At 66.2% G+C, this 24594-nt stretch carries 27 protein-coding genes; 17 read left to right on the top strand and 10 right to left on the bottom strand.

Annotation, left to right across the window (positions count from 1 at the left end; all coding sequences use genetic code 11):
• Positions 1-825 (top strand): LLM class flavin-dependent oxidoreductase (locus tag ACFE7K_RS14075; protein ID WP_375398831.1); only part of this gene is annotated, 825 nt, incomplete at its 5' end.
• A gap of 32 nt (positions 826-857) precedes the next feature.
• On the opposite strand, the gene ACFE7K_RS14080 is transcribed toward ACFE7K_RS14075, so the two are convergent.
• Together ACFE7K_RS14080 and ACFE7K_RS14085 are read right to left on the bottom strand one after the other, a co-directional pair.
• Positions 858-1496, bottom strand: a complete 639-nt coding sequence (locus ACFE7K_RS14080; protein ID WP_375398832.1) for a glutathione S-transferase family protein — start codon at positions 1494-1496, stop codon at positions 858-860.
• Positions 1493-3139 carry an FAD-dependent oxidoreductase gene (locus ACFE7K_RS14085; RefSeq protein WP_375398833.1) on the bottom strand — a complete coding sequence of 549 codons (1647 nt, stop codon included), beginning with the start codon at positions 3137-3139 and terminating at the stop codon, positions 1493-1495. Before ACFE7K_RS14085 ends, ACFE7K_RS14080 begins: the two co-directional genes overlap by 4 nt.
• Before the next feature lie 346 nt (positions 3140-3485).
• On the opposite strand from ACFE7K_RS14085, the gene ACFE7K_RS14090 reads away from it, so the two are divergent.
• Positions 3486-4553, top strand: a complete 1068-nt coding sequence (locus ACFE7K_RS14090) for an AraC family transcriptional regulator (RefSeq protein ID WP_375398834.1) — start codon at positions 3486-3488, stop codon at positions 4551-4553.
• A 4-nt stretch (positions 4554-4557) separates the two neighbouring features.
• Here the strand turns inward: ACFE7K_RS14090 and ACFE7K_RS14095 are convergent, their stop codons facing one another.
• From ACFE7K_RS14095 to ACFE7K_RS14115, 5 genes are read right to left on the bottom strand one after another with little or no spacing between them, the layout of a single operon-like run.
• Positions 4558-5001, bottom strand: a complete 444-nt coding sequence (locus tag ACFE7K_RS14095) for a nuclear transport factor 2 family protein (protein ID WP_375398835.1) — start codon at positions 4999-5001, stop codon at positions 4558-4560.
• Between the two features lie 8 nt (positions 5002-5009).
• Positions 5010-6392 carry an SRPBCC family protein gene (locus tag ACFE7K_RS14100; RefSeq protein ID WP_375398836.1) on the bottom strand — a complete coding sequence of 461 codons (1383 nt, stop codon included), beginning with the start codon at positions 6390-6392 and terminating at the stop codon, positions 5010-5012.
• Between the two features lie 54 nt (positions 6393-6446).
• Complete coding sequence (locus ACFE7K_RS14105) at positions 6447-7436, bottom strand: alpha-ketoacid dehydrogenase subunit beta (protein ID WP_375398837.1); 990 nt, start codon at positions 7434-7436, stop codon at positions 6447-6449.
• A complete protein-coding gene (locus ACFE7K_RS14110) occupies positions 7433-8386 on the bottom strand; it encodes a thiamine pyrophosphate-dependent dehydrogenase E1 component subunit alpha (protein WP_375398838.1) in 954 nt (317 codons plus the stop codon). Before ACFE7K_RS14110 ends, ACFE7K_RS14105 begins: the two co-directional genes overlap by 4 nt.
• Before the next feature lie 20 nt (positions 8387-8406).
• The gene (locus tag ACFE7K_RS14115; RefSeq protein ID WP_375398839.1) at positions 8407-8721 is read right to left on the bottom strand and encodes a hypothetical protein; all 315 of its coding nucleotides are present in this window, start codon (positions 8719-8721) and stop codon (positions 8407-8409) included.
• Here ACFE7K_RS14115 and ACFE7K_RS14120 point away from each other — a divergent pair.
• The 6 genes from ACFE7K_RS14120 (at position 8699) to ACFE7K_RS14145 (ending at position 14815) form a co-directional block, all read left to right on the top strand.
• The gene (locus ACFE7K_RS14120; RefSeq protein WP_375398840.1) at positions 8699-9445 is read left to right on the top strand and encodes an SDR family oxidoreductase; all 747 of its coding nucleotides are present in this window, start codon (positions 8699-8701) and stop codon (positions 9443-9445) included. The genes ACFE7K_RS14115 and ACFE7K_RS14120 overlap by 23 nt on opposite strands.
• Positions 9446-9567: 122 nt before the next feature.
• A complete protein-coding gene (locus ACFE7K_RS14125; protein ID WP_375398841.1) occupies positions 9568-11238 on the top strand; it encodes an FAD-dependent oxidoreductase in 1671 nt (556 codons plus the stop codon).
• A 2-nt stretch (positions 11239-11240) separates the two neighbouring features.
• Positions 11241-12335, top strand: a complete 1095-nt coding sequence (locus tag ACFE7K_RS14130; protein WP_375398842.1) for an acyl-CoA dehydrogenase family protein — start codon at positions 11241-11243, stop codon at positions 12333-12335.
• Positions 12332-13552: an acyl-CoA dehydrogenase family protein gene (locus ACFE7K_RS14135; protein WP_375398843.1), complete on the top strand. Its 1221-nt coding sequence runs from the start codon at positions 12332-12334 to the stop codon at positions 13550-13552. Before ACFE7K_RS14130 ends, ACFE7K_RS14135 begins: the two co-directional genes overlap by 4 nt.
• 75 nt (positions 13553-13627) lie before the next feature.
• Positions 13628-13921, top strand: coding sequence for a hypothetical protein (locus ACFE7K_RS14140; protein ID WP_375398844.1), 294 nt, complete (start codon positions 13628-13630; stop codon positions 13919-13921).
• A 147-nt stretch (positions 13922-14068) separates the two neighbouring features.
• Complete coding sequence (locus ACFE7K_RS14145; RefSeq protein WP_375398845.1) at positions 14069-14815, top strand: TetR/AcrR family transcriptional regulator; 747 nt, start codon at positions 14069-14071, stop codon at positions 14813-14815.
• Between the two features lie 29 nt (positions 14816-14844).
• On the opposite strand, the gene ACFE7K_RS14150 is transcribed toward ACFE7K_RS14145, so the two are convergent.
• Complete coding sequence (locus ACFE7K_RS14150) at positions 14845-15441, bottom strand: TetR/AcrR family transcriptional regulator (RefSeq protein WP_375398846.1); 597 nt, start codon at positions 15439-15441, stop codon at positions 14845-14847.
• 128 nt (positions 15442-15569) lie between these two features.
• On the opposite strand from ACFE7K_RS14150, the gene ACFE7K_RS14155 reads away from it, so the two are divergent.
• The 6 genes from ACFE7K_RS14155 to ACFE7K_RS14180 all read left to right on the top strand — a co-directional run bounded on the left by ACFE7K_RS14155 (position 15570) and on the right by ACFE7K_RS14180 (position 20555).
• Positions 15570-16637 carry a phosphotransferase family protein gene (locus ACFE7K_RS14155; RefSeq protein ID WP_375398847.1) on the top strand — a complete coding sequence of 356 codons (1068 nt, stop codon included), beginning with the start codon at positions 15570-15572 and terminating at the stop codon, positions 16635-16637.
• A complete protein-coding gene (locus tag ACFE7K_RS14160; RefSeq protein ID WP_375398848.1) occupies positions 16637-17410 on the top strand; it encodes an SDR family NAD(P)-dependent oxidoreductase in 774 nt (257 codons plus the stop codon). The genes ACFE7K_RS14155 and ACFE7K_RS14160 overlap by 1 nt, the downstream gene beginning before the upstream one ends.
• Before the next feature lie 10 nt (positions 17411-17420).
• Positions 17421-18713, top strand: coding sequence for an acyl-CoA dehydrogenase family protein (locus ACFE7K_RS14165; protein WP_375398849.1), 1293 nt, complete (start codon positions 17421-17423; stop codon positions 18711-18713).
• 116 nt (positions 18714-18829) lie between these two features.
• Positions 18830-19609 (top strand): SDR family NAD(P)-dependent oxidoreductase, encoded by a 780-nt coding sequence (locus ACFE7K_RS14170; protein WP_375398850.1) that lies wholly within the window; start codon positions 18830-18832, stop codon positions 19607-19609.
• A gap of 5 nt (positions 19610-19614) precedes the next feature.
• A complete protein-coding gene (locus ACFE7K_RS14175) occupies positions 19615-19947 on the top strand; it encodes a 2Fe-2S iron-sulfur cluster-binding protein (RefSeq protein WP_375398851.1) in 333 nt (110 codons plus the stop codon).
• Between the two features lie 332 nt (positions 19948-20279).
• On the top strand, positions 20280-20555 hold the full coding sequence (locus ACFE7K_RS14180) for a hypothetical protein (RefSeq protein ID WP_375398852.1): 276 nt from the start codon (positions 20280-20282) through the stop codon (positions 20553-20555).
• Between the two features lie 66 nt (positions 20556-20621).
• On the opposite strand, the gene ACFE7K_RS14185 is transcribed toward ACFE7K_RS14180, so the two are convergent.
• Entirely contained in the window at positions 20622-22289 is a 1668-nt protein-coding gene (locus ACFE7K_RS14185) for a class I adenylate-forming enzyme family protein (RefSeq protein ID WP_375398853.1), read from the bottom strand.
• Positions 22290-22465: 176 nt separating this feature from the next.
• Here ACFE7K_RS14185 and ACFE7K_RS14190 point away from each other — a divergent pair, with 176 nt between their 5' ends.
• Complete coding sequence (locus ACFE7K_RS14190; RefSeq protein ID WP_375398854.1) at positions 22466-23197, top strand: NUDIX hydrolase; 732 nt, start codon at positions 22466-22468, stop codon at positions 23195-23197.
• Between the two features lie 86 nt (positions 23198-23283).
• On the top strand, positions 23284-24066 hold the full coding sequence (locus ACFE7K_RS14195) for a 2-oxo acid dehydrogenase subunit E2 (RefSeq protein WP_375398855.1): 783 nt from the start codon (positions 23284-23286) through the stop codon (positions 24064-24066).
• 47 nt (positions 24067-24113) lie between these two features.
• On the opposite strand, the gene ACFE7K_RS14200 is transcribed toward ACFE7K_RS14195, so the two are convergent.
• Positions 24114-24440 carry a hypothetical protein gene (locus tag ACFE7K_RS14200; protein ID WP_375398856.1) on the bottom strand — a complete coding sequence of 109 codons (327 nt, stop codon included), beginning with the start codon at positions 24438-24440 and terminating at the stop codon, positions 24114-24116.
• Here ACFE7K_RS14200 and ACFE7K_RS14205 point away from each other — a divergent pair.
• Positions 24408-24594: RHS repeat domain-containing protein (locus ACFE7K_RS14205; RefSeq protein WP_375398857.1), on the top strand; the 187-nt coding region annotated here is incomplete at its 3' end. The two genes, ACFE7K_RS14200 and ACFE7K_RS14205, sit on opposite strands and share 33 nt — an antisense overlap.

Below are 24594 nucleotides of genomic sequence, written 5' to 3' on the forward strand. Positions count from 1 at the left end.
CGGATGGAGGAGGCGCTCGACGTGCTCGTGCCGCTGCTCGCCGGCGAGACGGTGACGCGGACGACCGACTGGTTCACGCTCAACGAGGCGCGCGTGCAGCTCACCCCCTGGACGCGGCCGTCGGTCGAGATCGCGGTCGCCTCGCTGATCTCGCCGTCGGGCGCGCGCGCGGCGGGGCGGCACGGGCTCGGCCTCCTCTCGATCCAGGCGACCTCGAAAGACGGGTTCAACGCGCTCGCCTCCAACTGGGCGATCGCCGAAGGCGTCGCCGCCGACAACGGCCAGGTGATGGACCGCGCCCGTTGGCGGCTGGTCGGCCAGATGCACATCGCCGAGACGCGCGAACAGGCGATCGCCGACGTCCGCTTCGGGCTCGCCAAATGGCTGGCCTATTTCAAGGACGTCGCCAATCTGCCGCTGGTGCCCGAAGGCGTCGGCGATCCGGTCGAGGCCTATCTCGCGAGCGACGCGGCGGTGGTCGGCACGCCCGACGACGCGATCGCGCGGATCGAGCTGCTCCGGCAGGAAAGTGGCGGTTTCGGCGCCTTCCTGCTGTTCGCGCATAACTGGGCGGACTGGGCGGCGACGCAGCAGAGCTACGAGATGATCGCGCGTTACGTGATGCCGCATTTCCAGCAGCTCAACCGCAACCGCGACGCCTCCTACGAATGGGTCAAGGCGAACCGGCCGAGGTTCGGCGAGCAGACTCGCGCCGCGATCACCGCCGCCATCGCGAAACACGAGGCGGAAAAAGGCGGCGAGCATATCCGCCCCGGCCTCAAGGACGTGCTCGCGCATGACAAGGATGAAGCCGCGTCGTCGTGAAGGGCTGCGCGCCCTGCCGGCGGTCGTCGGGATCAGCCGAGCATCGGCGTCAGCTCCGGGTCGCCTGCGGCCATCGCGCGGCGATAGGCCGGGCGCGCGCCGATCCGCGCGAGATAGGCCAGGATGTTCGGATAAGGCGCCAGGTCGCGCTGGGTGAACATCCGCATGGTGGTCAGCGGAAATACCATCATGATGTCCGCGGTGGTAAAGGCGTCGCCCGCGAACCAGGTGGCCGCGCCCAACCGCTCCTCGGCGAGCGCCAGGACATTGGCGCTGCGCTCGCCGAGCGCGTTCGCCATGCCGCCGTCCATGCCGATCGACTGGACGATCAGCACTACCATCTCGCTCGCGACGAAGGTGCCGTTCGCGACGTGCAGCCAGAACAGCCAGTCGGCGAAGGCGGGATCGTCGGGGGGCAGCGTCAGGCGGCCGCCGCCATGCTTCATGACGATATAATCGACGATCGCGCCGGTTTCGGCGAGGACGACGGCGCCATCGGTGATGACCGGCGCGGTGCCCAGCGGGTGAAGCGCCTTGTATTCGGGCGGCGCCATCTGCATCGGCGGGCTGCGGTCATAGACCTTGAGCACATAGTCGATGCCGAGCTCCTCGCAGAGCCAGACGATGCGCTCCGACTGCGACAGGCGGAGATGATGGACGATCAGCGTCATATATTGGCTCCTGAAGCATGGCGCGCGGCAAGGTAACCGAAGACGAACGAGGCGGCGATGCTGGCGCCCGGCCCCGGATAGGTCCGGCCGAATACCGGCGCCGCGGCGTTGCCGCAGACGTAGAGCCCCGGGATGACGCCGCCGTCTTCGCGTAGCACGCGCGCCTGGTCGTCCGCCATCAGCCCGCCCGCCGTCCCGACATCGCCCGGCACGATCCTGACCGCATAGAACGGCGCCTGTTCGAGGGTGCCGAGCGCCGGGTTCGGCGTCACGCGCGGATCGGCGTAGACTTTGTCATAGGCGCGCGCCCCGCGATGGAAGTCGGCGTCGTCGCCGGCACGCGCGAACCCGTTGAAACGCGCGACTGTCCGCGCCAGTCCGACAGGGTCGATGCCGCATTGTCCGGCCAGCGCCTCCAGCGTGTCGGCGCGCTGGAGATAGCCCGATTTGATCCAGCTCGGCGGCGTGACCCGCGGCGGCACCGCGCCCCACGGATAATGGCGGCGGTGGCGGGCATCCATGACGATCCAGGCGGGCACGCCGTCATGCGCGTACATGGCCTGGCCGATTTCCATGTACGAGGCGGCCTCGTTGACGAAGCGCTCCCCCCTGGCGTTGACGGTGATGCAATATGGCTTCTGCATTTCCTGCGGGCTGTGAAAGCCGGCGATCTGGCCGTTGGCCTTGAGCGAGACGGGTACCCACCACGCCTCTTCCAGGTGGCTGGTCGCGGCGCCGTGCGCGCGTGCCGTCGCCAGGAGATCGCCGGTATCGCCGGGATTGGCCATGGTCCAGTCGGAACCCGCCGGATGTCCCTGATGCTCGCGGCGGAGCGCGGGATTGCGCGCATATCCGCCCGCCGCGATCAGCACGCCGCGCCGCGCCAGGATCCTGCCGCCATCCGCCAGGCGGACCCCCGCAATGCGCCCGCCTTCCTCGATCAGGTCGGCGACCGCCATGTTCGCGCGCAGATCGATGCCGCGCCTGCGCACCGCGAGCAGCATCCGCGCCTGAAGCGCCGCGCCGCGGAAATAGAGCGGCGCCCCCGCCAGCTTCTGGCGCAGGGATCGCACCGCGACGCGCGCCGCCATCAGCTTGCCCCTGATCGTCCGACCGGCGAGTGACATCGCGGCGAACTCGTCCGTCGCGATCGGCAGGTTCCAGCCCGGCAGGAGCTGGAGGCGCTCCGCATCGTCGCCCAGCGCCTTGGCCGAGATCATCCTGGCGCCGATCGCGCGGCCCGCGGCGTGACCGCCCGGCCGCTCGTCATAATAGTCCGAATAGCCCTTGCAGGCGTAGAAGCGCAGGCCCTCTTCCTCGAGCATCGTCACCATCGGGTCGATCGCCCGGAGGAAGGACTCGCGCCGGGCGGGAGTCGATGCCTTGTCGGTATTGCCGATCAGGTCGTCCAGATAGGTTCGTCCGGCGTCGATCGTGTCCCGGTCGCCCGTCCGCCGCGATACCGGATTGCCCGGGAGCCACAGGATGCCGCCCGACATCGCCGTCGATCCGCCGAACTTCGCATTCTTTTCCAGGACGGTCACCGACATGCCCGCCCTGGCCGCGGTCAGCGCGGCGGCCAGGGCGCCGCCACCGCTGCCGACAATCACGAAATCGGTGGTTTCCGTTCCCGAATCGCTCATGCCGGCGATCCGATCGGAGGCGGCCCGATCGGCCCGCGGCCGGTCGCGTCACGTGATGGCACAGCTGATCGCCTTCCCCAGTTAGACGCGCTTTTCCGACCACAGGGACGAGTAATCGTCTTGATGGCGGACGACAGATGTCGGGCGGGGGGCGACCGCATTTTCCGCTCGAACCACCCCGGAATCGCGATCGCGGCTACGATCTTTGAACGAATCTCCTACTAAAGCCCAAGCCGATGCTGCATCTTCAACTCCCGCCCCGATCGATGGACGGGAGATGCGCGGTCGCGGATTGCCGCGGGAATGACGTACGCCTCGCGGCAGATGAGGCGCGGAGAGGCGAACGATGAATGTTTATCTGGAAGACGGCGCCTATGCGGCGCAACCGCTCGCGCCCGATACCAGCGCGGCGGTCGTGCGCGTGGATGCGTTACGCAATTTCCCGGGTCTGGTGACTGAACTGGGCGGCGATCCGCTGGATCTGCTGGCCCGTGCGCAGATCGATCCGGCGGTGCTCGACAATCGCGATGCCGTCATCCCCTATCGCCTGATGGTGCACCTGCTCGAACGCGCCGCCGCGGAGCTGAAGTGCGACGATTTCGGCATGCGGCTGGCGGCGCTGCAGGGTGGCGCCAAGGTGCTGGGACCCATTGAGATTGCCATGAAGAACTCGCGCTCCGTGGGCGATGCGTTTCGTTACTGCGCCGAGCATATCCAGGCATACAGCTCGGCGGCACAGATCAGCATCGAGACCGACCGCGCCGAACAGCGCAGTTTCATGCGCTTCGAAATCCTGCTCAGCCGGCTACCCTATCAGCGGCAGGTCGTCGAACAGGCGCTGCTTCTCACCTACCATGCCGCCGCCGACATCAGCGCCGGCGAAGTGCGCGCCCGCGAAGTGTGGTTCAGTCACGAGCCGCTCGCGCCGTTATCGACCTATCGCCGGTATTTCGGTTGCGTGGTCCGGTTCGGCCAGTCGTCCAATGGGCTGTTCTTCACCGAACGCGACCTGCGTTGCCCGATCGTCGACCCCGATCCGCAGCTGTACGAGCTCGCGACCTGCTTCATCGACAGCCGCTTTCCGGCGGCCAACCAGACCATGAGCACGCGGGTGCGGGCGCAGATCGGGCGCCTGCTCGACAGCGGGGAATGCACCAACGACCGCGTCGCCGCGGCACTCGGGCTCCATCCGCGCACCTTGCAGCGGCGGCTGCGCGAGGAGGGCCAGTGCTTCGAGGCGATCAAGGACGATTTCCGCCGCGATGTCGCGCTGCGCTACCTCGGCCAGTCGGGCATGCCGCTGACCCGCGTCGCCGAGATGCTGGGCTATTCCGAGGCATCGGTGCTGTCGCGCAGCTGCTATCGCTGGTTCGCCGCCTCGCCGCGCAAGCTGCGCACCGAACTGACGAGCTGACCGGTCAGGCCGCCGCGGGCGGGATGCCCGGCAGGAAGCGCGATTCGTCGGATCGCCATTCGACCATTACGTTGCGGTGCGCGAACTGCCATGTCCCGTCGCGGCGGACGAGATCGTCGAGATAGCGCCCGGCATGGTCCGGGCCGATATCCGAGATCACCGTGAAATACGTGACGGCCGCGGCGTGCTCCGGCCCCTTGAGCGTGATGTGGCAGGTGCCGAGATGATGCCGCTGCAGCTTTACCGTCGCATCGCGCGCGGCGCGCATGGTGCGCAGCGCCTTCTCGATTGCGGCGCGCCCATGCCATTGGCCGGACGCAATCTCGAAAATGCCGTCCTCGGCATAGCAGGGGATCAGGTCTTCGTAGCGGCCATTGTCGCCGGCGTCGGTGTAGCGCGCGATGGTCTGCCTTATCCCCTCGCGCGCCAGCATGTCCTCGACCGTCATCGCGGTCTTCAGGGCGTCGAGTCGCGCTTGGGCTCGGGTCCGAGATCGTCGTCGGCATGACTGTCCTGGAGGAAGGTGCGCAGCCGGCGATGGAAGTTCGCGATCGCGCGCTCCTGCACCGGGCTGGTCCGCCCGCCCTTGAACCCGCGCGAGCGCAGCCCCTTCTGCACCTTCGGGATGTTCTCGAAATCCTGCGTGTAGATCAGCGGGTAATTGCCGTCGCGCCAGTCCGCATGGAATTCGCGTTCGACCTGCGGTTCGTCGCCGGGCGGGTAACGCTCCAGCGACCAGGTGTCGAAATAGCATTTCTCGGGATCGTCGCCATAAGGCCGCATCCGATACCAGAGCACCGCCTCGATCGCCGGATGCAGGAATACCGTGTTGGGGAAGACGTGCCAGTCAAACCCCGTCTCGGCCATATATTCGGGCGTCAGCCCCTCGGGCCAGCCCGCGCCGCTCTCGATCGCCCGCTGGTAGATGCCCTCGCCCCATTTGGTGAGCACCTCGATGGGAGTCGCGTCGGCGGGCAGGTCGCGCAGCGCCTGGATCGACTGGAAGGCGCGCTCGGTCTGCATCGCCGCCAGGTCGTTCTTGAACTGCTTGCCATATTCGTAGAGATATTCGCGGAAATCCGGTTCTTCCGCGAGCGGCTCGAGCCGCGCCGAGCGGCCGATCGGCAGGCCGGTCCCGAACTCATAGCTCATCCAGCCATGCCGCCCCATCGCCCGGCTGGTCGAATAATCCTTGGTATAGGTCAGCATCTGCTGATGCGTGGTCTGGACGTGGTAGAATTCGGTGAACGCCTCGACCACCGTCTTCCAGTTTGCCTCGACGATCGTCGATTTGTACCAGGAGAACCGAAGCTTCTCGAACTCCATCTTGTCGCAACGCGACTTCATGGGCTCGAGGAACTGGTCGAGCGGCTGGCATTCGGGATCCATGTTGATCCACACCCAGCCACCCCAGGTGCCGACCTGTACGGCGGCCAGATCGGCGTCGCCTTCCTTGAGGCAGGCGCCCCAGTCATGCCGGTCGACCACCTCGACATTGCTGCCGTCGACCGCGAAGCGCCAGCCATGGAACGGGCAGACGAACTGCTTGGTATGGCCGCAGCCCTCTGCGAGCAGCGTACCGCGATGGGGACAGGCATTGTGGAACGCCTTGACCCCGGCATCGCCTTCGCCCGAGCGCACGACGATGATCGAATCGGTCAGGATCTCGTAGACGACATAATCCCCGATCTTGGGGATCTCCTCCAGCCGGCAGGCGATCTGCCACACCTTGGGCCAGAGATGTTCCGCTTCGGCGCGGGCGAAATCGCGGTCGAAGAAATCCTCCTTCGGCACGAAATCGTCGCGGACGGCCTCTGGCGGAAAAGACGATACACTCATGTCACACTCCAATTCCGGCCGTCATGCGACGGTATTCTTGTCGGCGTCCCAAGGTCAGGCGGGCTCGCGCACCAGCGAGCGGATGGCGGTCTCGATCTCGGCCAGTGACGGCAAAGATGCCGTCTCCAGCGGTTGCGAGAATGGTACCGGCGCATATTTGGCGCCGATGCGGATGACGGGCGAGCGCAGCTTGTCGAACAGCTTCTCGTGGATCGCCGCCGAAATTTCCGCGCCCGGGCCGAACTTCTTGACCGCTTCATGCGCGACGATCGCCGCGCCGGTCTTGGCCACCGATTCCAGCACGGTGTCCATGTCGAGCGGCGAGACCGTGCGCAGGTCGATCAGTTCGACATCCACCTCGTCCTTCAACTTATCGACCAGGCCGGCGATCGCCTGCACGATCCGGCCATAGGCGACGATCGTCAGGTCGCGTCCTTCGCGGACGACCTTGGCCTTGCCGATCGGGATTTTCTTGTACCGTTCGGGCGCCGCCCCGGGCGTGAACAACGCCGGCAGCGTCTCGATGAAGATCACCGGATCGGGATCGTCGATCGCCGAGAGCATCAGGCCATAGGCATCCGCCGGGTTGGACGGCAGCACCACCTTCAGCCCCGCGGTATGCGCGAACCAGGCTTCGAGATAATCCGAATGCTGTCCGCCATTGGCGACCCCTGCGCCCGTCATCGTCCGCACGACGATCGGCACGTTGGTCTGTCCGCCCGACATGAAGCGCAGCTTGGCGGCATGGTTCACGATCATGTCGGAGGCGACCGTGGTGAAGTTCATCAGCATGATCTCGGCGACCGGCTTGAAGCCGATCAGCGATGCGCCGATCGCGGCGCCCATGATCGCCTGTTCGGAAATCGGGGTGGACTTGACGCGGTCGGTGCCGAACTTGGTCGACAGGCCGGCGGTGATGCCGCAGACGCCGCCGCCTTCCTTGTCGGCAATGTCCTCGCCCAGCAGCAGCACGGTCTCGTCCGCTTCCATCGCATCGGACAGCGCCAGGTTGACGGCCTGGACCAGGGTCATCTTGTCGCTCATTCGGCCACCTCATACGCATAGACGTCGCGGGCGACCTCGATCGCCTCGGGAAAGGGGCTGTCGAGCGCGAATTGCAGCGCGGCGTCGATCTCGTCCTTGTGGCCCGCCTCGATCGCGGCCAGTTCGGCCTCGTCGGCATGGCCGTTGTCGAGAAGGAAGCTGCGATAGACCGGATAGGGATCGGCCTGCATCGCTGCGGCCTTTTCGCCTTCGTCCATATATTTGTCGTCGTCGCCGAAGACATGCCCGAAGAAGCGGAACGTCATCGCCTCGATCAACGTCGGCCCTTCACCGGCGCGGGCGCGGTCGATCGCCTCGCTGGCCGCCGCGTGCATCGCGAGGACATCGTTGCCGTCGACCCGGACGCCGGGCATCGTATAGCTCTCCGCGCGCCGCGCGATCTGGTCGATCGCGGTGCCGAATTCGGTCTTCGTATGCTCGGAATAGCGGTTGTTCGAACAGACAAAGACCACCGGCAGCTTCCACAGCGAGGCAAGGTTGAGGCTTTCGTGGAACGCGCCGATATTGGACGCACCGTCGCCGAAATAGGCGATCGTCACCGCATCGTTGCCCTTGAGCTTCGATCCCCAGGCCAGGCCGTTGGCGATCGGCATGGTCGAGCCGACGATCCCGGTCGTGACCATCACCCCGCTGCCGGGATGCGTGATATGCATCGGGCCGCCCTTGCCCTTGCAGGTGCCGGTGACGCGCCCGGCGAGTTCGGCCCAGAGCTGGTCGACCGGACACCCCTTGGCGAGCGAATCGTGCGTGCCGCGATAGATCGTGCAGATATAGTCGGTGTCGCGCAGCAGGGCGGAAATCGTCGACGGGATCACTTCCTGCCCGCGATAGGAATAATAGGGCATCACCAGGCGCCCGGACTTGATCACCGCGCGCATCCGCTCGTCATTCTGCTTCAGCAACGACATCTTCATAAAGATGTCGATCATCACGTCCCTGCTCAATGCGCTCACAGCCATGCGACTCCTTTCGCGTGCCGACGGGGCCGGAAAACCGCGCCGGGCAAGCCGCCGGACGCTATGAATTGACCTTCGATCACGTCTTGATGGCGAGCGACAATAACCGGGGCGGTGGCGACAACGCAACGGACTTGTCGGCGGGCGATACCGCGTCGATCCGGCGGATCCGCATCGCCGCTGTCGCGCGCCATCAAGACGCCGATCCCGGCCTGCGCTATCCGGAAATCATCCATGCCGCCGGCCGACGCGGCAATGGCGCGGCGGGCGCCGAAGGGAAAGTCGATGAGCGGCAAGGTGGTGGTCATCACGGGCGCGGGCACCGGTCTGGGCAGGGCCGTCGCGCGGCGCCTGGGGGCGGACGGCGAGGCAATGGTGCTGCTCGGCCGCTCGGTCGCCAAGATCCAGGCGGTCGCGGACGAGATCGGCCCGGGCGCGCTGGCGATCGGCTGCGATGTCGCCAGCCCCGATGCGGTGCGCGCCGCCTTTGCCGCGATCGAGCAGCACCATGGCCGCATCGACGTGCTGATCAACAATGCCGCGGTGTTCGAACCTTTCCTGATCGAGGAGGCATCGGACGCCCAGTTCCGCGACACGGTCGGGACCAATCTGCTCGGCCCCATGCTGTGCGCGCGATCCGCCATTCCGTTGTTGCGCCGGAGCAAGGCCGGGCTCGTCATTTCGGTCTCTTCGGAATCGGTCGATCTCGATATGCCGCACCTCGTCGTCTATGAAGCGACCAAGGCGGGACTGGAGCGGTTCACGCGCGGCCTGCGCCAGGAACTGGGCGACGACCATATTCGCGCCACGACGCTCAGGATCGGCTCGCTGAACGACCCCGACAAGCAATGGGATGTCGATCCAGAGACATTCGGCCGCTTCGCGGCAGCCAGCAGCAAGGCCGGGTTCGATCTTTACGCAAAGACGTTTTCGGAGCTGGACACGATTGCGGGTCTCGTCCGGATGCTGATCGACCTGCCGGGGGATACCAGGCTCGACCTCGTGACGCTCCAGGGCCATCGCGCGGCATGAGTATCGCCGGGACGAATTATGCCCGATCAGGGGGCGATCCGCGCCGAGCCGATTGACCGCATCGACCGCATCACCCAACCGTTGCCGGCCGCGGTAAGGGCGGGATGAGGAACCGACAAGCTATGGACGAGACATTCGATTTCATCGTCGTCGGCAGCGGCGGCGGATCCATGTGCGCGGCGCTGGTGATGAAGTCGCAGGGCAAGTCGGTATTGATCCTCGAGAAGACCGATCTGTTCGGCGGCACCACCGCCATGTCGGGCGGCGTGATGTGGATACCCAACAATCCGTTCATGAAGCCGGCCGGTGTCGAGGACAGTCCCGACCAGGCGATGCGCTATCTCGACAATGTGGTCGGCGATCACGACGACACCCCGGGCGCCTCGCGCGAGCGGCGCATGACCTATGTCACCGAGGCGCCGCGGATGGTCGAGTTCCTGACCGCGCAGGGCATCAAGCTGCGCCGCATCCCGTATTGGCCGGATTATGACGACGATCGGCCCGGCGGATCGGAAGCAGGCCGTACCGTGGTCGCCGAGCTGTTCGACGCGAGCGAGCTTGGCGAGTGGAGGACGAAGCTGCGGCCCAACTTCGTGGAACTGCCGGGATCGCTCGACGAGGTGATGAGCCTGGCGCACATGAAGCAGACGTGGATCGGCAAGCGCAATCTGGTGCGGATCGCGCTGCGCGGCGTCGCCGCCAAGCTGACGGGCAAGCATTGGGTGACGGCGGGCAATGCGCTCCAGGGGCGGATGTTCCAGGCGGCGATCAAGGCCGGCGTCGACATGCGCGCCAATGCGGCGGTCAAGCGGCTGGAGACCGGCGAGGATGGCGGCGTGACCGGCGTCGTCGCCCAGATCGACGGCCAGGAACGCCGGTTCGCCGCGCGCGACGGCGTGCTGGTCAACGCCGGCGGCTTTTCCCGCAACCAGGCGATGCGTGACCGATACCAGCCCGGGACGTCGGTCGAGTGGACCAATGCCAGCCCCGGCGACACCGGCGAAATGATCCAGGAAATGATGCGGATCGGCGCCGACATCGCGCAAATGGAAGAGATGGTGGGTTGTCAGGTGACGCTGACGCCCGAAAATCCCGAAATCCACCCGATGGTGCAGGCCGATGTTTCCAGCCCGCATTCGATCATCGTCGACCAGAGCGGCGTTCGCTACATGCGCGAGGCGCAATCCTATATGCGCTGGTGCCAGGAAGTCTTGGAGCGCAACAAGACCGTACCCGCCATTCCGAGCTGGCTGGTGCTCGACAGCCAGTTCATGAAGAAATACATGCTTTCCGGCTCGCTGCCGTTCGGCAGGAAGCCGCCGAGCTGGATCGAGAGCGGATTCCTGAAAAAAGCCGATACGCTGACCGGCCTGGCGGAGATTTGCGGCATGGAGCCGGGTAAGCTGGAGGCGTCGGTCGAGCGCTTCAACGGCTTTGTCCGCAAGGGCAGGGACGAGGATTTTCACCGCGGCGAGCGCGCCTATGACCGGTATCTCGGGGACCCCACCCACAAGCCGTCGCCGTCGCTCGGCACGGTGGAGCAGGCGCCGTTCTACGCCGTCAAGATCTATCCGGGCGATGTCGGCACGTATGGCGGCGTCGTCACCGACGTGAATGCGCGCGTGCTGCGCGCGGACGGGTCGCCGATCCCCGGATTGTACGCCACGGGCATATCGACCGCCTCGGTAATGGGGCGTGCTTATCCAGGGGCGGGATCGAGCGTCGGTCCGTCCTTCGTCTGGGGCTATGTCGCGGCCAAGCATGCCGCGCATGCCGGTAATCAAATGGGTTGAACATGGCATTTCTATATTCGGACGAACAGATCGCGATCGGCGAGGAGGCACGGCGCCAGCTTGCCGCGCGCTTTGACGGCAAGGCGCTGCGCGCCATCCTGGAACGCGGCGAGGGCCATGATGCGGGCTTCTGGAAGACCTGTGGCGAGAATGGCTGGACGGGGGTCGCCATTCCCGAGGAACATGGCGGGCTGGGTCTTGGTCTGATCGAGTTGTGCCGGATCGCCGAGGCAACGGGGCGGGTCGTCGCGGGCGCGCCGTTCCTGTCGACCTCGTACGCCGCCGCCGAGGCGATCGCGCGCTGGGGATCGGACGAGCAGCAGGCACACTGGCTGCCCGGGCTCGCCGCCGGCGAGACGATCGGCGTGCTGGCGAGCACGGAGGGCAATTCGGTCGCGCCGCGCACGCCGGCAACGCAGGTCCGGGGCGGTAAGCTTCGCGGCACCAAGCGGGCGGTGACGGGCGGCGGCGCGGCGGACGTCGCCATCGTCCAGGCCGATGCCGGCGATGGCGAAACGGCCTTGTTCGTCGTGCCCCTCGACGATGTCGAGCGGATCGCACTCGACGCCTTCGACCCCAGCCGCGCGGCCGCCGACCTGATCTTCGACGGCCAGGTGGCCGAACGTCTGCCCCGCTCCGATGTCGCCAGCCTCGGCACGCTGCTTTGCCGGCTGGCGGTGGTGGTCGCCGCCGAGCAGGTCGGCGGCGCCGATGCCTGTATCGAGGTGGCGCGCGATTTCGCCAATAGCCGGGTCGCCTTCGGCCAACCGATCGGCAAGTTCCAGTCGGTCAAGCATGGCATTGCCGAGATGTGGGTGCTCAACGAGCTCGCCCGCGCGGCCACCGCCGATGCCGCGCACCGGTTCGACAGCGGCGCGCCGGGCGCCGAACTTGCCGCCGCCACCGCGCGGCTCAACGCTTCGGACGCCTATGAGCAGGCCGCATGGCTGGCGACGCAGGTCCATGGCGGCATCGGCGTGACCTGGGAAGCCGATCTTCACCTTCATTATCGCCGCGCGCGCGCGACCGCGCTCGAACTGGGCCAGCCCGCCATGTGGGAAGACCGTATCGTCGCCGCACTGGAGCAGCAGCCATGACCATTGCCGACACGCCCGCCGAATACGATGCCTATCGCGCCCGGGCGCGGACCTTCCTTGAGGCTCAAGTCGCCGAATTCGGGATGGAGGCCCGCGCGCATCTCGGGGCGGAGGAGACGGTCGCGCTCGCCAGGCGCTATCAGGCGGCAAAGTTCGCCAACGGCTTTGCGGGCATCAACCTGCCGACGCAATATGGCGGCCAGGGCCTGTCGCAGATCTACAAGATCATCTTCGACCAGGAGGAGATGCCATATGGCTTCCCCACCGAGTTCTTCTCGATCAGCCTGGGCATGCCGCTGCCGATCATGCTGCGGCGTGCGCCCGAGGAACAGCGCCAGCGTTTCGCCGTCCCCGCGCTGAAGGGCGAAAACATCTGGTGCCAGCTCTTCTCCGAGCCGGCCGCCGGCTCCGATCTCGCGGCGCTCCGGACCCGCGCCGAGCGGGATGGCGACGATTGGGTGATCAACGGCCAGAAACTGTGGACGAGCTATGCGCAATATGCCGATTACGGCGTTATCGTCGTGCGCACCGATGGCTCGGTTGCCAAGCACAAGGGCCTGACTTATTTCTGGCTCGACATGAAGGCGCCGGGGATCACCGTCCGCCCGATCAAGCTGATGACCGGCGACAGCCATGTCAACGAGGTGTTCTTCGACAATGTCCGCATTCCCGACAGCCAGCGGCTGGGCGCGGTGGGCGAGGGCTTTGCCGTGGCGATGGAAACGCTGTTCATCGAACGCTATGCCGCCGCCGACGAGGCCGGGTTCGGGCCGCCGGCCGCCTATTTCGCCGCCTTTGCGCGTGACCTGCAGACAGAGGACGGCCCCGCGATCAAGGATGGCCGCATCCGCCGCGAGATCGCCAGCGCCTATCGCCAGCAGAGCGCGCTGGCCGCGATCCGCGACACCGCCTTCCTCGCCTTGACGCAGGGCAAGGAGCCCGACGCCAACGGATCGATCCACAAGCTTGTGTCGATGCGCTCGCGCCAGCGCCTGTCGGCGATTGCGCTCGACATGGTCGGCCCCTCGGCCATCGCGATCGACCACACCAGCCGTAACCGGCGCAACTGGACGACGAGCTGGATGTCGGGACCATTGGGCCGGATCGCGGGCGGCGCCGACGAGATGCTGCTCAACACTATTGCGGAGCGCGTCCTGGGCTTGCCGCAGGATTATCGTCCGGACAAGAATATGCCGTTCAACCAGGCGGCGGCCTGACGCGCGCCCGGCATTGCCGGGGCCGGCCTGCGGAACGGAACGAATCGATTACCAGGGGAAAGCGAGCGAAGCGGAATGAAGCCAGGAACGAAACTGAAGAGCGCGGTGTGCGATACCGAGGTGATGGTGATCCGCGCGCCGCCGACCGGCGACGTCGCGTGCGGCGGTGCGCCGATGGCCGAGCAGCGCCCGGGCGAGCCGGGCGCGATCGATCCGGCCTTTGCCCAGGGCACCAAGGTCGGCAAGCGCTATCAGGATGCGGATGCCACGGTCGAGCTGCTGTGCATCAAGGGGGGACAGGGCTCGCTGTCGATGGCCGGCGTCATGCTTCACCCCAAGGACGCCAAGCCGTTGCCGGCCTCCGACTGAACGCCGCATCGACGCGGCTCGTCTGCCCGCCGGTCGCAACGCCAGGGCGCTATTAACGACAGCGCGCCGGCCAGATGTTGCGGTTCATTGTCCGCTTCTGCCAGACTGCGGACGGAAAAGCTGCATCGAGAAGGGGCCGTCCGAGCCATGTGTAGCGCGCTGACCGAGCCGACGCTGACCGAACCGACACCGGGCCATCCTCCGCAATCGCAGACGGCGGCAAGCCATAATCTGCTCGGCCAGCGGCTGGGACGCAAGGGGCGTGACACGCGCGAGCGGATCCTCGCCGCCATGGCGCGGCTGATGAGCAAGCCGGGGTCCGAGCCGGTCTCGCTGAGCGCGGTGGCGCGCGAGGCGTCGGTCGGCATGACCACGCTGTATCTCTATTTCGCCGATCTCGGCGAGTTGCTGCTCTCGGCGCTCGAACCGGTCATCGCCGATATCGGCTCGTTCAACGATCTCGCGCGATTTCGCTGGCCGGACGACCGGCTGGAGGCGTGCTGCATCGCCTATGTCGAGGCGCATTATGCCTATTGGGCGCGGCATGCCCGCCTGCTCCACATGCGCAACAGCTTTGCGGATGCCAATGACGTTCGCTTCCTGCGGCTGCGGGTCCGCGCGTCCGCGCCGCAGATCGCCAATCTGGTCCGGCAGATGGACGGCGACGTCGAGGATCGGGCATCGCCTTGCCTGAACCTGGCCGTTGTCCTGATCACCGGGATCGAGCGCCTCACGACGGCCTCGACCAACCCGAATTTCCCGATTGTCGCCAGGGAAGCGGGTCTTAAGCTCGAAGTTCCCGTCATCGCCCAGCTTCATGCCAAGGCACATATCTTAATGCTCGTAATCCAAGACCAGCGCACCCACCATCGCTCGCTGTGCGAGACATCATAACTGGATGGGCATGCCCGCCGCTACGCCCATTATTTCTTTCCGCAAAACGCCAAGAAGTGGTCGGCCACGATGTCGGTCGCGATCTCCGTTTCCGCAGGGGTGACCTCGCCGCCGGCATAGACGCAATATTGCTCGATCTCCATGACCGTAAGCATCGCCTCGATCCGCAACCTTGGATCTTGATCGGCGAATACGGAAAGTTGCTCACCAAGCGCGTCCACCAGGCGTTGCCGCTGGCGCGCCAGCCGGCCGATCATGTCGGCGCCTCTTCCAATCATCGTCGCATAGAGCCGCAGCGAATCGCGCCGCGCCTGCGTGGCGTGAAGCAGGCGGCGCAGCCATGCCCTGGCGGTCTGCGCATCGAGCACCGCGGCCGGGGGCACGCGCGCATATAATTTCACCTGCCGGTCCCAATCCTCGTCAAGCATGCCGAGCAGAAGACCTTCCCTTCCCGTGAAGTGGCGGTAGAGCGTCGCCCGCGCCAGCCCGGCGCGGGTCGCGATGTCGTCGATCGATGTCTCGGCGATGCCGGTCTCGATGAATGCCGCACGTGCCGCCGCAAGGATGCGGCTTCGTACTACTTCCCGTTGTGCCGTCCGCAGGCTCGGCTGGACAAGGTTGGTCATGCCTTTTCTTTCGGGTCGCTGTTCCAGGTGTCCGCGATCGATGCAACGTTGACAGCGAACCGCAATCCACGCAACTTGAGACAAGAGTCTCATATAGATTCATATGTATCACTACTGGAGAGCGGGAGATGACCGATAGCGATAGCGCACAGGATCTGCTGGACGTGGCGGCGGTCGAGAGGTGGCTGGACGACCACGTGCCGTCGCTTGGCGGCGGGCCGCTCCGCGCGACCAAGCTGACGGGCGGCGCGACCAACATCGTGTTCGTGCTGGAACGCGACGGTAACAAGGCCGTGCTGCGCCGGCCGCCGCGCGTGCCGCGACCGGACAGCGAGAAGATCCTGGGGCGGGAGGCGCGCGTGCTGAGGGCGCTGAACGACACCGACGTGCGCGCGCCACGGTTGCTCGGCCATTGCGACGACGCGACGGTCAACGGCACCGCCTTTTACGTGATGACGCACATCGACGGCTGGGTCGCGCTCGGCAGCACCTTTCCCCCGCCCTTCGACAAGCGGGGGGGTGGGCGGCGGGACCTTGCTTTTAGATTAATCGAGGGCATCGCGACGCTGGCCAACGTCGATTACAGGGCGGTCGGGCTGGAAGATTTCGGTAAACCGGACAAGTTCCTGGAGCGCCAGGTCGACCGCTGGATGCACCAGCTCGACCTCTACCGGACGACCGAGAATTACCAGGGCCGCGACCTGCCGGGCCTCGCTTATGTCGGGGACTGGTTGAAGGACAATCTGGTCGAGACCCCGCGCGTGGGCATCATCCACGGTGATTACGGCTTCGCCAATGCCATGTTTGCCCATGGCGAGAAGGCCGAACTCAAGGCGATGATCGACTGGGAGCTGTCGACGATCGGCGATCCCCTGCTGGATCTCGGCTGGGTCATATACGGCTTCCGCAGCGAGAAGGACCCGCCGGGCGAGGCGCCGCTGGGCTATTTCGACCCCAGCATCTTTCCCACGCGCGAGGAAATGGTGGCGTTCTATGCGGACCGGACCGGGCTGCCGGTCGGCAACCTCGATTATTACATCGTGCTGGCCCAGTTCAAATTGGCGGTGTTGCTGGAACGCAAATATGCCGAGAGCCTGATCGGGCGCCAATCCAAGGAATATGGCGAGATGTTCGGCAAGATGGTCATCAAGCTGCTCGGCCAGGCTCAGTCGATCGCCCGCGCGGCGCGCTTTTGATGGACGTGGCCGCAGAAGGACCGCGCACGCCGGCGGAATTGTTCGACCTGTCCGGCAAGGTCGCGCTGGTGACGGGCGGCAGCCGGGGGCTCGGTCGCGCGATCGCGCTGGGCTATGCCGCCGCCGGCGCCGACGTGATCGTCGCCAGCCGCAAGCTCGATGCCTGCGCCGCGGTGGCGCGCGAGGTCGAGGCGATGGGCGGCCGGGCGCTCGCCGTCGCGGCGCATTGCGGCAAATGGGACGAGATCGAGCGGCTGGTCGAGGCGAGCTATGATCGCTTCGGCAAGGTCGATATCCTGGTCAACAATGCCGGCATGTCGCCCGCAGCACCTTCGTCGCTGGAAACCAGCGAGGCGCTGTTCGACAAGGTGATCGCGCTCAACTTCAAGGGCCCGTTCCGGCTGTCCGCGCTGGTCGCCACGCGGATGAAGGCGGCGGGCGGCGGCAGCGTGATCAGCGTCTCGACCACCGGCGCGCTGCGGCCGATGCCGATGTTCGGACCGTATGCGGGTTCGAAGGCCGGGCTGAACGCGATCAGCGTCGCCTTCGCGCAGGAATTCGCGCCGGAGGTGCGTTTCAACGTGATCTCGCCGGGGGGCTTCTATACCGACATCTCGAAGGACTGGGCGGAACCGGGCAAGGAGCAGCCGGTGCTGCTCAAGCGGTTCGGCTATCCGGGCGAGATCGTCACCGCCGCGCTCTATTTCGCCAGCGACGCCTCGTCCTACACGACCGGCGCGCTGCTCCGGGTGGACGGGCTGGGCCAGGTTTGAGGATCATGCGATGATCGATTTCAGCATTTCGCCTGAGTTCGAGGGCGTACTCGACTGGGTCCGGGAGTTCGTTCGCGAGCGGGTCGAGCCGATGGACGCCTATTTCGATTACGACCACACCCTTCCCTATAATCGTCACGACGCGCTCAGCCGCTCGGTCCTGAAGCCCTTGCAGCGGATCGTGAAGGACAAGGGCCTGTGGGGCATCCACCTGCCGCCGCATCTGGGCGGACCGGGGATCACGACGGTGGAGCTCGCGCTGGTCAACTTCGTGCTCGGCCGGACGCGGTGGGGGCCCGTGACATTCGGCGCGCAAGCCCCCGACAGCGGCAATGGCGAGATTCTCGCCAATTTCGGCACGCCCGAGCAGAAGCGTCGCTGGCTCGAGCCATTGTGGGCGGGCGATTGCTACAGCTGCTTTTCGATGACCGAGGTCGAGGGCGGCTCGGATCCCACCCAGTTCGTCACCAGCGCCGTGCTGGAAGGCGACGAATGGGTGATCAACGGCGAGAAATGGTATTCGTCCAACGCGCATCTCGCCGATTTCCTGATCGTCGTGTGCCGGACCGAGCCCGATGCCGAACGCGTCCATGACCGATTCTCCACGATCATCGTGCCGCAGGGCACGCCAGGGCTGGAAATCGTCCGGCAGGTCGGGCTGGCCAGCGACCCGTATGGCGCGCCGGGGCATCCTCATCTGCGATTCGAGGATTGCCGAATACCCGCGGAGGCGATCCTCGGCCCCCGTGGCGGCGGCTTCAAGGTCGCGCAGGCGCGGCTCGGCGGCGGGCGTATCCACCACGCGATGCGGGCGGTCGGCCAGGCCGAAAAGATGCTTGAGATGATGACCGAGCGCGCGGTGTCGCGCGTCACCAAGGGCAAGCCGCTCGCGCACCACCAGCTGGTGCAGATGGACGTTGCCGAATGCTGGATGGAGATCGAGCAGTTGAAGCTGCTGGTGCTCAGGACCGCGTGGTTGCTCGACCAGCGGCGCGACGAGGAAGCGCGGCTGTGGATCGGCGCGTGCAAGGTCCGCTGCAGCGAGGTGTTGCGCAATGTCAGCCGGAAGGCGATGCACCTGATGGGCTCGCTCGGCATGTCCAACATGACCCCGCTGAAGAACGAGCAGCTGTCCGCCGAAATCCTCGGCATGGCCGATGGACCTTCCGAAGTGCACCAGATGCAGGTCGGCCGCGCGATCCTGAAGACGGGCCGGCAATCGCCCGGACGTTTCCCGAGCTTCTACCTGCCGACGCTGAAGGCCCAGGCCGCGGAAAAGCTGGGGCTGCCGTTGCGGGCATGAACGGTAAAGCGCCCCCGCGATATTGGCGAATCCGGAATGGGTTCGGCTTGTCCGGCACGCGCGGGGACGCAAAGGACGCCATCATGCCGAACACGGCGTGATTTGGGAGCACATCCATGAAGGTTGATTCGTCGCTCGTCGCGGTCGTTACCGGCGGCGCCTCGGGGCTCGGCCACGCCACCGTGGTGGCGCTACGCGAAGCGGGCGCGAAGGTGGCGATCTTCGATCTCAACCCGGATACGGGCGAAAAGGTCGCCGCGGCAACCGGCGCCACCTTCTGCCAGGTCGATGTGCTGTCGGACGAAAGTGTCGACGCCGCCTTTGCCAAGGCGCGAGCGGCCAACGGGCAGGAGCGGGCGCTGGTCTGCTGCGCAGGCGGCGGCAACGCCATCACGACCGCCCGGCGCGACAGGAAGACGGGGGAAATTACCTTCTTCCCCGCGGACAAGTTCGAATGGGTTCTGAAGCTCAATACGGTCGGCACGTTCCGTTGCGTCACCCGCTCGGCGGCGGGCATGATGACGCTCGACCCCATCGACGGGGAGCGCGGCGCGATGGTCAATACCGCGTCTGCCGCCGCGACCGACGGCCAGTCCGGGCAAGCCGCCTATTCCGCCGCCAAGGCGGGCATCGTCGGCATGACGCTGCCGATCGCGCGCGACCTGGCGCGCGAGGGTATCCGCATCAACACCATCATGCCGGGCATCTTCGACACGCCGGCAATGGAGCAGACCCCGCAGGAGATGAAGGACGCGCTGGGTGCGATGGTGCCCTTTCCGAAGCGGATGGGCGCCCCCGCCGAATTTGCCAGCCTGGCGCTGGAAATGATCCGCAACGGCTATTTCAACGGAGAGACCGTGCGGCTCGACGGCGCGATCCGGATGGGCCCGCGCTAGCGCGAATGGTCGGGGAACGAGGCGCGCCGACGCTCCACTTCCGCCTTGCCGACGGCACGACGCAGACCGTCGTCGCGGACGGTTCGGTCTATACCGTGATGGCCGCCGCACGGCGGGAGGGAGTGCCCGGGATAGAGGGGCAGTGCGACGGCAATCGCGCATGCGCGACCTGTCATGTCCATGTCGATCCGGCATGGCTGGCGATCGTCGGGCCGCCGGGCAGGGACGAGAAGGAACTGATCGCCCTGACCGACGACCCGCGGCCCGAAAGCCGCTTGTCCTGCCAGATCAGGATCGATCCGCGGCTCGATGGCCTGGTCGTCACGCCCTCCCGCTGATCGCCTCGCGACGCCGGTCAACTAAAGCGTGATGCTTTTATGGTGATCCGTCACCCGGGCCATGAGCCGGGGTGACGAGGAAACGTGGTCGAGCTGATCTCTTCACATTCGAGATTTTAACTCGATCAGGTTGAATCGTCATGCCCGACTAGCTCCTTCCTTCAGGGAAGGGGCTTGCGTGCAAGCCTGATCCCCTTGCCGTTGGCGTGATCCCCGGCATAAAATGTTGCTTCGCAGCATTTCTCTCTTGACATAGTTGCCTGGGATATACTAGCTAGGCATAGCTTATCGATGTTCCCCTTCTGACGGGGTCGATGTGAAAGGATATTGAGATGCGTACCACGTTCGTCCTTCTCGCCGCTGTCGCGCTTTCGGCGGCTCCCGCCGCGGCGCAATCGGCGGCTCCCGCGCCGATTGCCAAGTCGGGCGTAATGCTGCGCAGCGCCGATCAGGCGCGGCTCGGCCAGGTCAGCCGCGTGAACAGCGATGGCTCGGTCCAGATCATCTTCGACACCACGGTCAAGACGATCCCGGCGAGCACGCTGAGCATGGTCGATGGCAAGCTGGTCACCAGCCTGACCAAGAGCGCGGTAAGCAGCCTTCGCTGAGATCGCCGATGGAATGCCCGGTTCCCACGGACCGGGCATTCGTCGACCGGCACCTTTCTCGGCGTTTCAGGCTTCGGCCGGTTCCATCATCGCAGCTGCCATTTCGCGCAGTTCCTTGTCCTTGACCTTGCCCGAGGCGGTCAGCGGATAATCGTCGATGCCGAAGAACAGCACGCGACGCGGCACCTTATAGGCGGCAAGCTTTTCGCGCATCGCCGCGCGAACCTCTTCCTCCGTGGTGCTGCTGCCCTCCTCGCGAACCGCGCACAGCACCACCATCTCGCCAAGCCGGCGGTCGGGCATCCCCACCACGCGGCACAGCTTGAGCGTGCCGAGCGCGGCGGCGACTGCCTCTACTTCGCCCGACGCGACATTGGCGCCGCCCGTCTTGACCATGTTCTTGATGCGGCCGGTCCAGTGGAGGTAGCCGTCGGCATCGACGAACCCGGTGTCGCCGCTGTGGAAGAAATTCTCGTCGTCGAAGCTGTCCTCGTGCCGCATGCCGGCATAATGCGGCATCAGCGTCGGTCCGCGCACGCAGATCTCGCCTTCCCGGCCGGCCTCCAGCGTGGCGCCGGTCTCGAAATCCGCGATGCGCAGCTCGATCCCGGGCAGCGGGCGACCCGCGCTCTGCCGCTGGATCGCGGTCGGCGTGGTCGACAGGTGGCTGACGATCGACGTGCAGCTCTCGCTCATGCCATATGCCACGATATGGTTCCAGTTCGGATCGGGGCTGGCATTGGGGTGTCCGTCAAATTCGTTGTTGCCGGTAATTCGCGTCATGGAAGACAGGTCGGCGGCGAGCCAGTCCGGATGGTCGGCCAGGGCGGCGGTGTGTGTCGGGAAGCCGTAATATTCGTCGATCCGCTCGCGCGCGATCAGCTTCAGCGCGGCGCCGGGCTCGAAGACCTCGTCGCCGACATACGCCCCGCCTGCCGCCAGGGTGGATCCCAGGACCGAGACGATGCCGGCGGACCAGAAGAGCGGAAAGGGCGAGCCGATCCGCGTTTCGAGATGCCGTCCATAGATCGCGGCCTGCCAGTGAAACTGCTTCACCACCGTCGAATGAAGGTGGATCACGCCCTTGGGCTGGCTGGTCGTGCCCGACGTATAGATGATGATTGCCGGGTCGTTGCCCGAAACGCGCGCCGCGCGCGCGTCCAGCGTCGCGTCCGGCACCATCGTCCCGGCGGCGATGAAATCCTGCCAGGGCGCGAACGGCGTATCGCCGCCCAGCACCACCACCCGGCGCAGGTACGGATACCTGTCCTCGGCGACCGCACCGCCGTCCGCTGTGGGCAGCAACTGGGCCAGGTCGTCGGTCAGCACGCGGCGCGCGATCGCGCGCTGGGTGAGGAGGATGTCGACATCGGACAGCCGCAGCAGCGTGTCGAGTTCGTCGCGTGTCGAAAACGTCGACAGGGTGACCGCGACCCCCCCGGCAAGCGCCGTACCGAACAGCGCGGCGACGAATTCGGGCCGGTTGCCGAGCAGGATGCCGACGCGCATGCCCTTGCCCGACCCCGCCGCGATCAGCGCCTTCGCCACCGCGCGCGCCTCCCCGAGCAGGCCGGCATAGCTCCAGCTGACGCGTGCCCCATCCCGCATCGGGTCGTCGAACGCGATCGCCTCGCGCGGGGCGAACTGGCCGGCGCTTTCGACAAGGAACCCGCCAAGCGTCATCGCCGCGGCCGGATCGATCGGCGGCAGGTCGAGTGTGATACGGTCGGTCATCCTTGCCGCGGCTCCGTTGCCTCTTGCCTTGCCTGGACGCTAGGCAGGCGGGTGATACACCGTCCCGACGGGCCGCGACAATCGGACAACCGGTCCCGACATGGGCTCAGCGCAACGCCCGAGCGATAGCTGCCGATCGGGCTAGGTTTCCCCCTGATCCGCGCTAGATCATCGCGATGAGCGACGACATCATCGCGGCAGCCTCGCTGATCGTCCTGCGCGAGAGAGCGGGCGCGGCGCCCGATATCCTGATCGTGCGGCGTGGGGCGGCATTGACCTTTGCCGGCGGTGCCTATGCTTTCCCCGGCGGCCGGGTCGATGCCGGTGACCGGCTGCTCGCCGCGCGCCACCTGCCCGATCATGATCCCGACGACAGCGCGGCGCGCATCGCCGCCGCGCGCGAGACTTGGGAAGAGACCGCGGTCGTGGTCGGCCGGCGCGCGATTGGCGCTGGCGACATGCTACCCCCCGGCGCGGCGGCAAGTGGCCTGCCGCTCGATGGCGCCACCCTCGATCATGACGCCTTCGTCCCTTTCGCGCGCTGGCTGCCCCCCGCCGGCGGCAAGCGGCGCTTCGACACGCGCTTCTACCTCGCGCAGGCACCCGTCGATGCCGAGCCCCGGGCAGACGGTACCGAAACTACCGAAGCTTTCTGGGCGACCGCGGAGGAGATCCTGGCACGCTGCCGCGCGGGCGACGGCTCGGCGCTGTTTCCGACGCGGCGGCTGCTGGAACGGATCGCGTCCTTGCCGACCTTCGCGGCGGCCCGCGCGCACGCGCTGGCACTGCCGCCGCTGGTTATCACGCCCAGGGTGGAGCGCCGCGACGGCGTCGACTGGCTGTGCATTCCCGACGATGCGGGCTATCCGGTCACCGCCGAGCGGCTGGACAATATCAGGCGTGCCTAGGGTCATGATCGGGCGAAGGACATGGGCGTCGCCCATGATGTCGGTATGCGGCAAAGGAGACGGACGATGACGAGCGAGCGACGCGCATGAGCGATCCTTTCGCTACCCTGCCACCATGGCCGCAGGTCGATTTTGCCGCTTATGGCGAGATCGAGCCGAAAAAGCTCAGCCGCATCCAGAAGCTGGTCGGCGGCTTTCTGGCCAGGAACTGGGTGACCATCCCGCATGTCACGCACCATGACGATGCCGACATCACCGATTTCGAGACGCGGCGAAAGGCGCATAACGAAGCGGGCGGGACAAAACTCACGCTGGTGCCGTTGATCGTCAAGGCAATGGCCGACGCGCTGGCCGCCATGCCGCAATTCAACGCGTCGCTCGACATCGCGAACGGCGTGCTGGTGATGAAGCGCTACGTCCATGTCGGCGTTGCGGTCGATACGCCGGGCGGCCTGCTGGTGCCGGTCATCCGGGATTGCGATGCCAAGTCGCTCGATATTCTGGCGATCGAGATCGCGGCGCTGTCGGACAAGGCGCGCACCAAGGGTCTGTCGGCGAACGAGATGGAGGGCGGCTGCATCACGCTTACCTCGCTCGGCCATATCGGCGGCACCGCCTTCACGCCGATCGTCAACGCGCCCGAGGTGGCGATCCTGGGCGTGGCACGGGCGCGGCCGGTCGCTGTGCCCGGGCCCGACGACGCCGTCCTCTGGCGGCAGATGCTGCCGCTGTCGTTGAGCTATGATCACCGCGTGATCAACGGCGCGGATGCCGCGCGGTTCGTCCGCTTCGTCGCCGACCGGCTCGCCGATCCGGCCTTGTTCGACCAACTATCAAGCGATCGCCGCGCCGCGGAAACAAAAGGCTAGAAAACCAGCTTAGCGCATTTAGCGAACCGTCGCTGCACAGCGTGCCGCTACAGCAGCTTGACTATCGCCGCCATCGCCGCAAGCTGGCCCAGCATCAGCGGGATCAGCCAGCGGATCAGCCCGGCATGCAGGTCACGCATCTCGATGCGCAGGCTGTTGGCCGACTTCTCGATCTCATTGCGCACGTCGTGGTTTGACTTCTCGATCTCGCCGCGCAGCTTGTCGACGGCTTCGTTGAGGTCAAGCTTGGTGACCAGCGATTCGCGCACTGCTTCGGACAGCGCCTCGGCCTGGACCTCGGCCTGCTCCTCCGAAAACCCCGCCGCGCGCAGCCGCTTGGCATAACGCAACGTGTCGATCGCCAGACTGCTCATCGCCCTACCCTAAAACAGTCCCGGTTTAATTTCCACTATGATAACCGGCACGGCCATGTGCTGTCGTCGCGCGACCTGGGCGGGCGGGTGACCGATTATGGCTATGACCCGGCGGGGCGGCTTGCTCGGACGACGGGGCCGGAGACGGTGGATT

It is taken from the genome of uncultured Sphingomonas sp. (assembly GCF_964244265.1).
GTDB lineage: Bacteria > Pseudomonadota > Alphaproteobacteria > Sphingomonadales > Sphingomonadaceae > Sphingomonas.